Here is a 15,260-nt window from a genome sequence, read left to right as displayed (position 1 = left end):
AACGCCAACTCCGACAAGTCCAACTCCGACAACGCCAACTCCGACAAGTCCAACTCCGACAACGCCAACTCCGACAAGTCCAACTCCGACAACGCCAACTCCGACAACTCCGACTCCGACAACTCCGACTCCGACAACGCCAACTCCGACAAGTCCAACTCCGACAACTCCAACTCCGACAAGTCCAACTCCGACAACGCCAACAACAGGGAACGATGACATCTTCGGTGATGCAGGAAATAACTCGCTCTCTGGCGATGACGGCAATGACTACTTAAATGCCGAGGAAGGTGACGACAGCCTCTTTGGTGGGGCGGGCAATGACTTCCTAGAAGATGAATTGGGCAATAACTTGCTCTCCGGCGGCGACGGCGATGACGAAGTTTTAGGCGGAAACGGTGCCGACTCCCTCTCTGGCGATGCCGGCGATGACTACTTAAATGGTGACGAAGGTAACGACAGCCTAACTGGCGGCGCAGGAAATGACATCCTAGAAGATGAATTGGGCAATAATTTGCTCTCCGGCGGCGACGGCAATGACGAAGTTGTAGGCGGCAGCGGTGCCGACACCCTCACAGGAGATGCCGGCGATGACTCCCTTACAGGCGACGAAGGCAATGACTCTATTTCTGGCGGTGTCGGCAGCGATATTGCAGATGGGGGTGACGGCAACGATACCCTAGAAGGCGGTGACGACAATGACGAACTAAGCGGTGGCGAAGATAACGACAGTATCAATGGCGGCGTTGGCAATGACGAACTCTACGGAGATGACGGTAACGATACCCTAGAAGGCGGTGGCGGTGCCGACAGTCTAGAAGGCGGCACCGGCGATGACTTCTACGTGTTAAATGCTACCTCCCCAGGCGGCAGCATCATTGCTGACGACAGCGGCACCGATAGTCTAACTCTCAATGGTCTCACGCTGGCTCCTGGCTTGGCCGCCGGTACGGCAGGCGTCACGCGGGGCGGCGAATTCGATACCGACTTGCTAATTGACCTCAACAAGGACGGGATTTTTAACGCAACTGACGACTTGTTGATTCTTGACTTCTTCGCTGAACCCAATCTCGAACAAGGAGATGGTTTTATCGAACAAGTTGGCAATCTCTCAGGGGACGCTATTGTCAAGAGTTTCCCGCTGAAGGCGACTCCAGAAGATGATTTCCTTCCAGGTGGCAGCGGCGATGACAGCATTGACGGATTGGCCGGCAACGATGAGATTGAGGGCAATCAAGGCAATGATTCGCTGTTCGGCAACGCTGGCAATGATGTGTTGAACGGCGACGAACTCATTACGATTAGTAAGGCGGGCGGTGACGTAATTCTCGGTACGGGGATTGGCAACGACTATCTCGACGGGGGCGATGGTAACGATACTCTCGACGGCGGCGAAGGTAACGATACTCTCGACGGCGCTGCCGGTGATGACAGCCTGTGGGGCGGTGAAGGTACTGACATTATCAATGGAGGAGATGGCAAAGATTCTCTGTACGGGGCTGAAGGGAATGACAGTTTGTTGGGCGGTGCCGACAATGACTTTTTGTTCGGAAACGAAGACAATGATACTCTCGACGGCGGCGATGGAGATGATTCTCTAGATGGCGGTTTGGGCAATGACAGTATTGTCGGCGGTGCCGGTATCGATACGGTGTCTTATGCTACTCTGTTGAGTCCTGTGAATGTGAATTTGGTTACGGAAAGTTCCACAGCCGAAGGTACTGATACTCTGACCGGTATCGAAGTTATCATCGGTACAGCTTTGCCTGATACTATCACTGGCAGCAGCAGCGATGACAGCTTAATCGGTAACGGCGGTGCCGACATTCTCACCGGTGGTGGTGGCAACGATACCTTTATCCTCGACCCCGCAACAGCCGCTGGTAGCAAAATTCAAGGCGCTGCCGGTACTGACAACCTAGTTCTCCCCGATACTACCTTAGCTTTATCTCTGACGAACGGTGCAGTAGGAATCGGCCGCAGCGGTACTAGCTTAGTAGTAGACCTGAATAAAGACGGTCAAGTCAACCTCGCTAACGACATCGAACTTCTCAATTTCTTTGATTCTGACAGTGGCAATGTTCCCGGTACTGGATTCATAGAAAATGTTGCAGGTTTGTCGGGCGATACAATTCTCTCTCGGTTTACTACACCCAGACCCATACCCATACCCACACCCACACCAACTCCCACTCCCACACCTGAGGGCCCCCAAATTTTAACACCGGCAATTGGGATTCCGAGTCCGAATACTACCGTTGATTCTACTTTCAATGGCGGGCCGCTTAGCGATTTGTTCTTCGGAACTCCGCAAGGTGACGCATTGGATGGTTTAGCTGGAGACGATACGATTTTCGGCTTAGATGGTGGTGATAATATCCTTGGCAATGATGGCGAAGATTGGCTATTGGGCAATGCTGGCACCGACTTGATTGATGCTGGAAATGGCAATGATATTGTTTACGGCGGTAAAGCTTCCGACGGCATCTTAGGTGGCGGCGGTAATGATTCGCTGTACGCAAATAAAGGCTTGGATGTTGTTTTGGGAGGAGACGGTAACGATATAATTTTTGGCGGGAAGGGCGATGATTCTCTCGGCGGTGATGCGGGAGATGACAGCATTTTCGGTCAGTTAGATAATGATTTCTTGCTGGGTGGCAGCGGTAATGATGTTGTTAGCGGTGACGTTGGGGATGATACTTTAGCAGGTATCGATCCGAGTGCTACTAACCCCGGAGTTGGGGAGTTTGATACTTTGACGGGCGGGGAAGGTAATGACCGTTTCTTGCTGGGAGATAGTGATAAAATCTACTACTCTGGTGATGGTAATGCTGTGATTAGTGACTTTAATTCTGCTGAGGATGCGATCGTCCTTTCGGGAATTAAGGACAATTATTCGCTGTCGGTTTCGGGAAATGCGACTAGCATTTTCCTCAAAAAACCCGGTGAATCCGATGATTTAATTGCGACGGTGCAAGGGGTGATGGATTTGAATCTGGATCAACCTTATTTCACTTTCATTTAGAAGCGGCTTTTTTTAACCGCAGATACACGTAGATTAACGCCGATGAATTTTACCATTTTGCGTTGATCTTCGTTGTTTTACCCTTTCCCAATCTATTCAGAGTGCCGTACCAGTCAAAATTTATCACTTCAAACTGACATCTTGCAGCAATATCAATAAGAGGATTTTTCGTGGGGTCGGGTGGGTTTATAGAACCTATTTGCAAGCTTTAAGGCTGTTGGCGAACCCGCCCCTACGGCTAATTGAGAATCGTGCAAGATATCACTTCAAACCGATTGAATTCAAGGATGATTTCCTCCTATTCTACGGTTGATATTCAGCAAAAATTTCAATTTTTCCCACAATGTTTTGATTAAATTCTGCCAGTTCTTCTGCCGGAATCCAATATTCTTGGTGAATCGAACTGCCCACATTTTGAAGTGGATATTTTTTTAAGAATTCTGCCGCAACCCGAAAGCGAGTGACATAGCCGAAATATCCCGATGCTGCATCTCTTGTATTCCAATCTCGCGCGATTTGTATGGCATAGGCTTTGTGAACTACGGGATAAAAAGTAGGCTGAAAGGATAAGCGTGGCGGAAATGCCAGAAAATCGCTTTCTTTAATCAGTTCCATTTCTTTTTTGCCGACGGCTCGGAACAGCGTTACTGTCTCTTGATCTGATATATTGATATTTTTAAACCAAGCTTTCCAACCGTCCCAATTGTGAACTATTTTAGCCAATTCAGCGTAACCCGCAGCGCGGGGATGAGTGCCATCATTTTCGGTAAGTTCTTTTTGCCAAATTTCCGAGTTTTGCAGCGGCGTGCAAACATCTAGATAAGGCACTTCTAATTCGCTGCAAACTTGGGCCAACTGTTCGGATAAGTTTACAATCCGGCTTGTGCGATCGGCATCGATTACTGGCGGTGGTCCTACCATTAAAACTGGGACTCTTTCTTGGGCAGACTTGAGAATATATCGCGCATTTTCAATTGATTTCTCAACTTCTATGCGAATTTTTTCGTTCTCTAGGTAAGTGTCGTTGACACCAAAAGAAAATACTATTCTGCCGTCGCCGTAGTGAGGTAAGCGGCAAGAAACTTCGTTGAACCAACGAGTTTCTATATTGGCACTGGTTTCTCCCCTTATTCCTAAATTGTAGTAGGTAATATCGTGTCCTTGTCCGCAAGCGGCAGCGCAAATCCGTCCTGTCCAACCGAGACATTTGGGATCGCAAGTACCGTTTACAAAAGAATCGCCGATAAAACAAATACGCATATTATGTGGGGGAATTGGGAAGTGTTGACTGTTGACTGTTGACTGTTGACTGTTGACTGTTGACTGTTGACTGTTGACTGTTGATTGTTGATTGTTGACTGTTGACTGTTGACTGTTAACTGATGATTGATGATTGATGATTGATGACAACTGACTACTAACAACTGCCAACTGCCAACTGACAACTAACAACTGACTTTAATTCTTGCCGATGACGGACAATCCCTCTACAATTAGAGACGGTGTTTGGCAAGAACCATTCCACTCGGAGTCTCCTCCCAATTCTACTAATTGTTTGAGGACGCTGTAGACGTTGCCCGCTACCATTGTGTCTTTAATTCTGCCGACTATTTGACCTTTTTTGACTCGGTAGCCGAGATCGACGTTAATTGAAAAATCGCCGGAAATTCCGGCACTGCCGCCAAGCATTTGATCGACTACAATTCCGTCGTCTAATTTAGCGATTAAATCGATTAGCGAAAGCGAACCTGGTTTAATCAAAACATTGAATAAACTCGGCGTGGGATAGCTGCCCAAACCCGGGCGAAATCCGTTGCCGGTGGTGCCGCTGCCCAAGGCTCGACCGGTGGTGCGATCGGTATAAAATAGCTGTAACACTCCGCTGTTGATAAAGACGATCGCCCGAGTGGGAGTGCCTTCGTCATCAAAAGGACAGCTATAGGGCCCGATATCCGGCTGCTGCGAGAGGGTGACAAGTGGCGATGTCACTTGTTGGCCTAATCGATCGTTCCAAGGCGAAGCGCCTTCGAGTACCTGTTTGCCGTTCAACGCCGCACAGACAGTCCCCCACAGCAAGTCGGCGGCTTTGGCTGTAAATAGCACCGGCACGCGGCCCGTGGCGGGGGCTACATTGTCTTTTGCCCATTCCAAACGCTGCAAAACCCGCTTGGCGCTGGTGTTTAAGTCGAGGGTGCCGCGTTCGGTTTCGCCTTCCCAAATGTTGAGGAAATCTTCGCCCCGCACTAATTCTGCTGACAAGTAACCGCTGAGGGTGGTGTCGGTGTGACTGGAATCCAAGCCTTTGGTGTTCACCAAGCGCGTGCTCTCGATTTCGCAGTCGAGTTCAGCGGTGCAGAGGCTTTCTGGATAGGCTTCGCGGACGATCGCGATCGCCTCTTTGCCCCAGTTTACTAGCTGTTCGGCCGGCACCGACACTCCGCGATCGGGATAAACAACTTTCTCACCGGTGCCGAGTTCGATGGTTTCCGGTTCGTTAAGTTGCGAAAGCGCGATCGCCCTGTCCACCAAAATTTGCAGTTCCACGGGCCCGTAGGCCACCGCCAAACCCGGCCGCCCATCCCGCCACAGCCGTAGTGCAATGCCTTCTGCTTGGGCGGTTTCTAGCTGTTTGAGGCGGTTTGCTTCAAAAAAGACCGGCCGTGAGAGCGATTGCGATTCCAATACCTCAGCAGCTTCTGCACCTGCTTTGGTGGCTAGTTCTAACAGTTGTTCTGCTGATTGGTGATTGGTCATTGTTCTCGGTGGTTGGTAATTAGTCAGTTGGCAGTTGGCAGTTGGCCGTTGTCAGTTGGCCGTTGTCAGTTGTTAGTTGGTAGTTGGCAGTTGGCAGTTGGCATTAGTCAGTAGTTATTAGTTATAGCCTTTCTCAGTAACATGAGATGTTCGTAGAGCATAGGCCTCGCGGGTCTTGGACTGAAAAGCATACCTCAATTATTTGAGAACCGCTATATGAGTTATTCGTTATTAGTCAATCTAGCTGTTAACGCTAGACTAAATAACGGTAGATTATTAACTGCTACTAAGCTAATACGCATTTAAATTGCATGGGGCAATAAATTTTCCTTCTTGTGGGGTGGGCATCTTGCCCGCCCTCAACATACAATTTAAATGCACAACAGCTTAACAACTAACAACGGGAGCATCTCACCTTTGCAGCCCTCCGCTAGAAATTGGAGTTTTGAGGCAGGAGGCAGAAGGCAGGAGGCAGAAGGCAGGAGGCAGAAGGAAAGAGGCAGAAGGCAGGAGGCAGAAGGCAGGAGGCAGAAGAAGTATTTTTACAAATATTGAGATGCTCCCCTAACAACTGACTACTAACAACTGACTACTAACAACTAACAACTGACTAATGACTAATGACTAATGACTAATAACTAATGACTAAATAGTTAGTTCGTGCAGCAACCAAAATCCTGCAAAAGATTCCGATTCGGGATTCGACTGAATTGCTAAGAAATGTACTTTTTTTGCTTGGTTTTTCGCGGCTTCAAATCCTTTCGCTTCTCTCTCAGTTGCTGCGTCTCTGAGATTAGCTAAAATCCAGCGATCGTTAGCTCCCGTATCTAATACCAGCCTAGCGGGTGGGCCGCTCTCAAATTTCAGGAAAGCCAACTCCAAGCCCGACATCCAACCTGCCAAAGCTGTTGCTCTTGACGAGTAGATAATTAGTCCCGGAATTTGCGTTTCTGGGGCGAGGCGTGTCATCGGCAGTCCGAAAGCTTCGCCAAATCCGATATCCCACTCGGACATTTCGTCAAAAGCTGCGATCGGCAAACTCACAAACGCCCATTTTTCGCCGATTAAAGCATCCGGCAGCGCAACCGGCGTTTCAGGTACAAATTGAACGCTCGGGTTCACAACCGGTTGATAGCCCGGTTCGGCGGGATAAACGTCTTGCATCCGTTCTTCCAGCCACAGGCTAAGGGCGAGGGTGCGGCGGCTGCAGGCGGCGGGAATATCCAAATCCTCACAGGCTTTAGTAATCATGTTCGCCATTTGGCGGCGGAAAAAGCGGATTTTTTCGGGGCGTTTCGGTGCTGCGGCGATCGCCTCTTTAATTGCACCCGCCAGCCACAGGGAATTTACGGTAGAACTGGAGCAGAATTGCGAGTAGCGAAACAGAGATTCGGCCTTGTCGCCTACATTCAGCGGGCTTTCGCAGATTAACACTTCCCATTTTTTTTTCTCTCGCTCGTCTATGATTGGACGGCTGTAAAAGTCGAGTTCCCAAATAGTAGCCATGCCGCGCTGTTAAAAATTAATCCTTTCTCATGTTACCGGACAGCGGGCAAGTTTCTGATTCTGACAATTTAAGGCTGATTTTCACTTTCAAGGGCGATCGCACTTTCTCAAAGATTGCCACTCTCCCTTGCAGCTTCCCGTGTAATTTTTGGCAGGAGTGCACAACCGGAAGCATTAGCAACTCCTCGGAGAACAGTCGCGGAGCTCTCTCAACACGCGATCGTTTGTTAAACTTGTGCAAGCCAGGGAAAACAAACAGTATAGCTTGATTCCATGAGACAAATCATTCTCGAAAAGATTGTTTCTACTTTACAACCTTTAGATTATGTTCTCGCTTTATGGCAAGGAGGTTCAGCAGCCCACGGATACACCGACGAGTGGTCAGACCTAGATATTGCGGTTGTGGTTGAAGATAACTGCGTGGAAGAAACATTTGAGATTGTTGAACAAGCCCTCGCAGAAATTGGCGAGATAGAACTCAAATATCGAGTTCCCGAACCCGCTTGGCACGGTCAATCGCAGTGCTTCTGGCGGCTGAAAGAAAGCCCGCCGTTCTTGCTGATTGATTTCGCTGTTTTTCGGCGCAGCAGCCCCAACGATTTCCTGGAAATAGAGAGACACGGGAAAGTGCCGATCGCCTTTGACAAAGCTAATCTAATTGTACCGCCTCTTTTGGATCGAAGCAAACATTTATCTACAATGCAGTCGAGATTCAACGACCTTAAAATCCGTTTCGATTTACTGCAACCTCTGGTAAAAAAAGAGATTTATCGCGGACATTTAGTAGATGCGATCGGCAACTATCACAATTGGACGCTTCTACCATTAGTCGAACTGTTGGGCATGATTTACCGTCCCCACAGATACGATTTTGAACTAAAATATTTTAGCCGAGATTTTCCGCGCCCAATAGTCGATCGCGTCGCACCGCTTTTCTGCATTGCAAATCTTGAAGATTTGGCAGTAAAACAGCAAATAGCTGAGGCTTTTTTTGCCGAAAGCTTACCGCTTGCAGCAGCGAAATTTCGGAGTATTGCATAGTAAACAATATCTGTGATAATCTAAACTTAAACATATCTTAATCGTTTACTTATTAAATTTCCAAACTGCGCTTGTCAATACATTCAAAATTGTGCTATCCTTGTTTAAGCTGGAGGCACTCGCTTGCCCCACATCTAGGAAAGCCATGATTCCAACCCTAGAAGCTTTATTTGATGGCTCTAATCAATAGGACAAGAAAATGAACACAAGTAATATAAAATCTTTTTCAGTGCAGGGTATTTTCGGCACAGATGATGTTCACATTCCCTTTGATGAGAATACGAAAATACTCGTTGGAGAAAATGGACTTGGAAAAACTCAAGTCTTAAACCTTTTTTATTACACTTTAAAAAGAAATTTTTTTAGGCTGGGTGAATTCAGCTTTGATAAATTAATTTTAGAATTTTCCCAAGGAAATCCTATTGAAATCTATAAAGACAAGGTGGATGAATTGATTCAGGAACTTTACGATTATCCAGTGCTTAGAGATTTTATTGAGCAATTTGGCTATCCTCAACTTGAAATGCTCAGAAATAAATTCCTACAACAAAGCAAAGGTAACAGAAGAAAATCAAGATACGAAGAGCTTGAAGATAATTTTAAGTATAGAAAGTTTCCTATTCATCTTATATCTCGAGCCTTTGAAAAGCTAGAAATGAATAAAGACAATAAATCCAACCTCCATTTTAGTGAGTGTGAAAAAGAAATTGAATTAGGTATTGAAGGTATTGAGATTATGTATTTTCCAACATATAGACGTGTTGAAGAAGACTTATACAATCTTGGTTATAGTGATGATGAACTTTTAAATCAAGAAAATACACTTATCCAATTTGGCATGGATGATGTTCAAAAACGTTTTGATAACATTCAAAATACTATTGATAGGCTTTTAAAAGAAGGTTTTTCAGAGATGTCATCAGAAATCTTAAGTCAACTAATAGAAGATGAAGAGGATGTAAAAGATAGTGATTTTTTGAAAAACATCGAAGATAATGATGTTGAAATTTTATTGTCACGAGTTGGCAATAGAATTTCAGAACAAAAAAAGCAAAGAATAAGTGAACTACTTTTAAAGAAAGAAGCAAAGCCAAAAGATAGCTCTCTCAATTTTTTTATCAAAAAATTAATTGAAATTTACTCTTCTCAAAAAGAGCTAGACAACTCTGTGAAAGTCTTCAGAGACGTTTGTAATAAATATTTGATCAATAAAAAGGTATTTTATGATGAAAGTGCAATTAAAATTTTTATCAGATCAGAGAGAAATGCTTCTGAGATTGCATTGAGTAAACTTTCTTCAGGAGAAAAGCAAATTATTTCAATGTTTTCTAGAATTTATCTTTCAGAAGGTGACAAACGATTTATTGTGCTTTTTGATGAACCAGAGTTATCATTATCAATGCCTTGGCAAAAGCAATTACTTCCAGATATTCTCAATTCAGAAAAATGTGAATTTCTTTTGGCAGTAACTCATTCCCCATTCATTTTTGATAATGAATTAGATAAATATGCAATTGGCTTAGACGAATATGTTAAACCTTCACAAGTCATTACAGCCTAATGTCATACCTAGAAAAACTCAGGAAAAGCCGAGAAAAATCCCAAGTTGCTTATGCAGAGTTTGCCCTCCATACCAAAAAAGGTAAGGATGGCTTGTTTTGCTTTTTTGAGGGAAATGATAATGCTTACTATGTACCAAGAATCAAGCGTTTCACAGATAACTATTACCCAATAAATTGCGGTGGCAGAGATAAAGTATTAGAGGTTTACCGACTTATTACTATTCATGCGGAATACGATAAATACAAAAAAGCTTTTTTCATTGATAGGGATTTCAATGAACCTTTACCACCTCATAACCCACCTATATTTGAAACACCTTGTTATTCTATTGAAAATTTTTACGCTTCAGTAGATGTTTTCAAAGAAATCCTAAAAAATGAACTTCATTTATCAGAAGTTAGTGATGAAGCATTTCAAGTTTGTATTAGCCTTTTTACGCACAGACAACAAGAGTTTCATCAAGCTACGATTTTGATTAACGCTTGGTATGCTTGCTTGATAGACATTAGGAATAAAACGGGAAACCAAACAGGTGTAAATCTAGTCGATAAATTACCAAAAGACTTTATTCATTTTACGCTAGACTCGGTAGTACAAAAATATGATTGTGAAACCATCAAACACAAGTTCCCACAAGCCTTGGAAGTTTCTGAAGATATTTTAAACATAAAGCTTGATGAGTTTACCAGTTGTGAACAATATAAAACTTTTAGAGGCAAATATGAAATGGAGTTTTTGGTAACAATAATTGAACAAATTTTACAGGATTCATCAAATGCTCAAAAGTATATAAAACACAAAATAAAGTTTACTTTTGGGGATAAGTTGAGTAACGAGCAAGCTATCAGTCTTTTTTCTGTCTATGCTGAAACCCCCGAAAGTTTGAATGATTATTTGATATTGCTGCACAGTAAAGATAGTTAAGCTATAATCCTGTATCTATTAACTTCACTATTTATTCATCTATAAAATGTCTCCGATCCGGTGATCAATTCGATCGCGTTGCACCGCTTTTCTGCATTGCCAACCTTGAAGATTTGGCTGCAAAACAGCAAATAGCTGAGGCTTTTTTTGCAGAAACTTTACCGCTTGCACAAGCTAATTTTTCCTCTGACAATGCCCTAACACTACCGCCCTAGGCTCAAAGTTTCGTCCCGAAAGCGATTAATATAGTATTATCAACTTATATCTTGCACCACTGTCAATAATCCTTTTTTGAACAGGCTTTTCGGCCTGTTCCACAGGAAAATCTACTCTTTGTGGAACGGGCATCTTGCCCGTTCTTGAGAAAGATGCAAGATGTGAGTTCAACTTTAAAGATTAACATCCCATGACAAAACTCAGCGTCAACATCAACAGAATCGCCCTCCTCAGAAACTCTCGAAACATCGGCATCCCCAGCGTTACTGAAGCCGCAAAAACAGTAATTGCTGCTGGAGCTCATGGCGTTACAGTCCATCCCCGCCCCGACGAAAGGCATATCAAAGCCGCCGATGTTTACGAATTAGCCAAAATGCTAACCGTTGAGTTCAACATCGAAGGAAATCCGTTTCAGCCGCCATTTATGGATATAGTTTGCGACGTAAAACCGGCTCAGTGTACCTTGGTGCCAGACGCTCCTGACGTGCTAACATCCGATAGCGGTTGGAATATTCCCGAAAATCGCGATCGGCTGTTACCAATCATTGAAAAATTAAAAGACAATGGTATCAGAGTCAGCTTGTTTATGGACGCAGATGCTGCTCTCATGCCGCTAGCAAAAGAAGTTGGAGCAGACAGAGTAGAACTGTATACGGAACCCTACGCAACTGCTTTTCGCGAAGGGAGAGTAGAATCTGTTTTTCAAGAATATGTCTTAGCAGCTAAAGCCGCTCAATCAGCAGGTTTAGGGGTGAATGCCGGACATGATTTAAATTTGCAAAACTTAGCTAAATTTTGCTCTATTCCTGATATACTAGAAGTATCAATTGGTCATGCTTTAATTGCGGAAGCGCTAGAAATGGGGTTGTCCAACACAGTACAAGCTTACCTAAAAATCCTGGCAGGTTCGTAGTACAAATTAACCTCGTGTGGTAGGGCGGATGTGGTAGTGATAAACTCGTTTTTATCAGAGAGAATAACTAAATCCGCCCTACAAACATACAGTATCAAAAATTACGTAAAAAATGGTTTGACACGCTACAAATATGGTAAGGTGGGGTTAGCAGCGCCCTAGATAATTAGGCGATCGTCAATCGATTTTAGATTTTAGATTTTAGATTTTAGATTTTAGAATTGAAGCATTGACTTGCGCGAGATAAATACGTTCGGCAAGTTTCATCGGATACAGGTTTTTTATTTCTCGACGGATGAATCACGTGGCGGGTATCCTGGATGCTTTCGGTAAAGAATGAAGTAACACTAGGGGCCGTAACCCCGTGGGGTGCTAGCCGTGTTCTAGTAGCAACGCTCCTCCCAGAGCCAAGACACCGCGTTTTTTGGGTGTGGGCATTTCTTTAGCAAGCTCCTCGGAAAAAGCTGGAATTTTCCTCGACCAAATTACTAATATTCTGTGATGATATTATAGCTAGGGAGTATCATTGAAATGCCCCGACAAACTGAGGCTACTACTTAGCTCCCGCACTGCCAATTTGCTACCAGCAGATTTTGTGAAAGTACGGGATATTTACGTGTATCCTATATCCTCCTGTAGCCTCTGTGCGATCGCCCGATTTAATCCGGTGAAAACAGGCAAACACAAGTAACCATATACAATTCCTTACCCCCCTCGGAAGTGCGACATGAAAAAACTAATTTTACTGACTGGAATGCTACTCATGATGACGGCAAAATCAGTATTTGCCAGCCCAGTAGCCCCAAAAATTGCACCGAGCGAGCTGATGGCTGCCTCGGAAATTACAGAAACCCTTAACAAACCCGTTACTTCTGAATCAGTTTCAAACCTCGAACCGATCAAGCGAATGTCAACCTCGGAAATCCGAGAAACAATCAACCAACCCACCACCTATATTTTTGAAGGCATCAAAGGGCGAGAACTCACTCTCTCCCTGTGGGCGGGACAACTGACAGCCGAACTGTACAGTCCCAATGGTGAAAATATGGGGGTTATTGAAAAAGCAGACAATCAGTGGATTGGCCAGTTGCCAGAGTCAGGCATCTACCGCGTGCGAGTTACTCCGAAAGGTGAAACCACCAGCTTTGTACTCGGACGCGACTTTAACGCCAAGTGGACTTATAGGCCTGATCGCGCAATTCCCATAGCATTCAAGGAAAAACAAGCCACAGTCAAACTCAAAATGTCCGGCTACCAAATCCAGCCCATCACGGTTCAAGGCCAGCAGGGACAGACAATTAGGGTGACAGCTAGCAACAAAAATCTAGATCTGGCGATCGAATCTCCGACGGGACAACTCCTGGATCAAGGCGAAGGTCAAACTTTTGCTCAACTACCGGAATCCGGCACCTACCGGGTAATCGTAGTTGCCAAGAGGCCGGTCAAGTCCTCAATCCGAGTTTCTGTGCAATAGCAAAGATTGCACAACTACTCTTGAGGGCGATCGAATTTGCGCCGCCCAAAAAAACAGCTCGCCCCATTGGCGAGCTGTTTTTTGTGTAACATCAACCTTGGATCAGCGCTTCAAAACGTTCTTGTTTCCAAATGCAGCTTAAATCCGGGTCAGCTAAAGCTAGCTCTCGGTATAAATTAGGGATAAACTCAACAGCCCGCTGCAAATTGTCAAGGGCCAAATCAGCAAATCCCAGTAGCGCATAACAGCAAGCTTTATTGTAAAAAGCGTTAGCAAAATCAGGATGTATTTCTAAAACTGTTTCGTAGCAAGCAATCGCCTCAGAGTAGCAGCCTTTTCGCGCCAATTCCACGCCTCGGTTGTACCAAATTAAATAATCTTCAAAGGGACGCTCAGATGTGGGAGTGAACTTGGCATTTCTCTGATTTAAACCTACTAATTTCTCCAAAGCAACTCTCCGTTCGCCCACAGCATCAGCTCTGCCCGGTTGTAGAGCGATCGATCGGCTAAAACTAGCTACTGCTTGTTTGTAAAGTCCCATAGAGTTTGCAGCTATACCGCGATTGTACCAAGCCTTCGCATCGTCAGGCTTAAACTCGATCGCCCGGTCAAAACTGTTGAGCGCCTGATAGTAAAGCTTGAGTTCCAACAGGGCATTACCTCGGTTGTACCATGCCCAAGCAGCCTCCGGATACAAATTTAAAGAGCGATCAAAACTCAGAACCGCCTTCTGGTACAGCCCCATATCGATCAGCGTCAGTCCCCGGTTGTGCCAAATACTCGCCGCGCACGGACTGAACTCCAGAGCCCGGTCAAAACTGTTGAGAGCATCCATTGGGCGGCCCAACTTTCCTAAAGCAATAGCCCGGTTGTGCCAGCCAAAGCTCGCATTCGGCTCCACCGCCAAGGCCTCATCAAAACTCTTCAGCGCCTCTAAGTGCCGTTCTAATTTCCCCAGAGCCATACCTCGGCCGAACCAAGCCTTATAATGATCTGATTGCAACTTCAAAGCTCTGTTAAAGTTCGCCAGAGCACCATGATCATCGTTAGCTTCGAGGTGGCGCGAACCCAGATGGTAATACCAAGCCGCTTCCAAGTTTTGAATTAAGTTCATAATATTTCGTATCTATCTTAAGGATGATTCTACCTGATATCCTACTGGGAGTAAAACTGTAATTCCACTAAAAATATGAAAAATTTGATACAGGGCGATCGCCCGTACACACTACCCGTAACAACCTCAACAATTTGCGATCGAAACTAACTATTTTCCTCTGGTAAAAAGCTCTTTTAGCTAACCGCACTCATCGTTTTTTAGAGCGGCTGTGAATCTTAACTCTGGGTGAATCACGCAACTCTTACCACCGCATACCGAATTAGGTTTGCAGTTACACAAAAAGTCCTAGGGCGCCCCAAGTCTAACTGCAAATCTCCTAGTGCTAATAGCTTCTACTTCTGGTTGCCCAATTCAAGCAACCACAACCGCTGTTTTAGCATTCTCACTCAACATCAACTGGCCTGTTGCATCAATACTAAAATCTTTGCCCAGCACAAAACCCTTGCCCATCAACCGCTGGCAAACAATCAGCGCAGTAATCCGGCGAATTTCTTCCATCACGTCAGCAGGAATCAAATAACTCAAACTCCAGATCACGGACTCGCAGTCATACCAAATCAAACGCTCAATACTGACAATCATCAAAGCAGCTACACTGTCAACAGACAGCCGCCCTCTGAGATCCGCAATCAAATCCTTACCAATTAAGCTATTGCGAGTCATCATCGCTCTAGCCATCTTCCCAATTTCTTGTTCGAGTTCTAAATGATTCATGCTTGGCACTGGC

At 45.0% G+C, this 15,260-nt stretch carries 12 protein-coding genes; 7 read left to right on the top strand and 5 right to left on the bottom strand.

Annotated features, from left to right (window positions below):
* Positions 1 to 3,025, top strand: a 3,025-nt coding sequence (locus QUB24_RS14235) for a calcium-binding protein (protein ID WP_333153806.1), incomplete at its 5' end; no start/stop codon positions are given.
* Between the two features lie 303 nt (positions 3,026 to 3,328).
* Here the strand turns inward: QUB24_RS14235 and QUB24_RS14230 are convergent.
* Both QUB24_RS14230 and QUB24_RS14225 read right to left on the bottom strand, forming a co-directional pair.
* Positions 3,329 to 4,477: a GDSL-type esterase/lipase family protein gene (locus tag QUB24_RS14230; protein ID WP_333153805.1), complete on the bottom strand. Its 1,149-nt coding sequence runs from the start codon at positions 4,475 to 4,477 to the stop codon at positions 3,329 to 3,331.
* 6 nt (positions 4,478 to 4,483) lie between these two features.
* Positions 4,484 to 5,779 (bottom strand): TldD/PmbA family protein, encoded by a 1,296-nt coding sequence (locus QUB24_RS14225; RefSeq protein WP_333153804.1) that lies wholly within the window; start codon positions 5,777 to 5,779, stop codon positions 4,484 to 4,486.
* Between the two features lie 375 nt (positions 5,780 to 6,154).
* Here QUB24_RS14225 and QUB24_RS14220 point away from each other — a divergent pair, with 375 nt between their 5' ends.
* Entirely contained in the window at positions 6,155 to 6,334 is a 180-nt protein-coding gene (locus QUB24_RS14220) for a hypothetical protein (RefSeq protein ID WP_333153803.1), read from the top strand.
* A gap of 90 nt (positions 6,335 to 6,424) precedes the next feature.
* Here QUB24_RS14220 and QUB24_RS14215 read toward each other — a convergent pair whose 3' ends face one another.
* The gene (locus tag QUB24_RS14215; RefSeq protein ID WP_333153802.1) at positions 6,425 to 7,285 is read right to left on the bottom strand and encodes a Tab2/Atab2 family RNA-binding protein; all 861 of its coding nucleotides are present in this window, start codon (positions 7,283 to 7,285) and stop codon (positions 6,425 to 6,427) included.
* Between the two features lie 273 nt (positions 7,286 to 7,558).
* On the opposite strand from QUB24_RS14215, the gene QUB24_RS14210 reads away from it, so the two are divergent.
* The 5 genes from QUB24_RS14210 (at position 7,559) to QUB24_RS14190 (ending at position 13,416) form a co-directional block, all read left to right on the top strand.
* Entirely contained in the window at positions 7,559 to 8,326 is a 768-nt protein-coding gene (locus QUB24_RS14210) for a nucleotidyltransferase domain-containing protein (protein ID WP_333153801.1), read from the top strand.
* A gap of 199 nt (positions 8,327 to 8,525) precedes the next feature.
* Entirely contained in the window at positions 8,526 to 9,887 is a 1,362-nt protein-coding gene (locus QUB24_RS14205; protein ID WP_333153800.1) for an AAA family ATPase, read from the top strand.
* On the top strand, positions 9,887 to 10,813 hold the full coding sequence (locus QUB24_RS14200) for a DUF4435 domain-containing protein (RefSeq protein WP_333153799.1): 927 nt from the start codon (positions 9,887 to 9,889) through the stop codon (positions 10,811 to 10,813). The genes QUB24_RS14205 and QUB24_RS14200 overlap by 1 nt, the downstream gene beginning before the upstream one ends.
* A gap of 406 nt (positions 10,814 to 11,219) precedes the next feature.
* Entirely contained in the window at positions 11,220 to 11,942 is a 723-nt protein-coding gene (locus tag QUB24_RS14195) for a pyridoxine 5'-phosphate synthase (RefSeq protein WP_333153798.1), read from the top strand.
* 727 nt (positions 11,943 to 12,669) lie between these two features.
* On the top strand, positions 12,670 to 13,416 hold the full coding sequence (locus QUB24_RS14190; RefSeq protein WP_333153797.1) for a hypothetical protein: 747 nt from the start codon (positions 12,670 to 12,672) through the stop codon (positions 13,414 to 13,416).
* A gap of 91 nt (positions 13,417 to 13,507) precedes the next feature.
* On the opposite strand, the gene QUB24_RS14185 is transcribed toward QUB24_RS14190, so the two are convergent.
* Together QUB24_RS14185 and QUB24_RS14180 are read right to left on the bottom strand one after the other, a co-directional pair.
* A complete protein-coding gene (locus tag QUB24_RS14185; RefSeq protein WP_333153796.1) occupies positions 13,508 to 14,530 on the bottom strand; it encodes a tetratricopeptide repeat protein in 1,023 nt (340 codons plus the stop codon).
* 354 nt (positions 14,531 to 14,884) lie between these two features.
* Complete coding sequence (locus QUB24_RS14180) at positions 14,885 to 15,247, bottom strand: hypothetical protein (protein WP_333153795.1); 363 nt, start codon at positions 15,245 to 15,247, stop codon at positions 14,885 to 14,887.
* Positions 15,248 to 15,260: the final 13 nt, after the last annotated feature.

It is taken from the genome of Microcoleus sp. B9-D4 (genome assembly GCF_036705105.1).
In the GTDB taxonomy this organism is placed as follows: Bacteria; Cyanobacteriota; Cyanobacteriia; order Cyanobacteriales; family Microcoleaceae; genus Microcoleus.
Note: the sequence above shows the minus strand (reverse complement) of the source record. Positions and strands in the feature narration are given on the sequence as shown.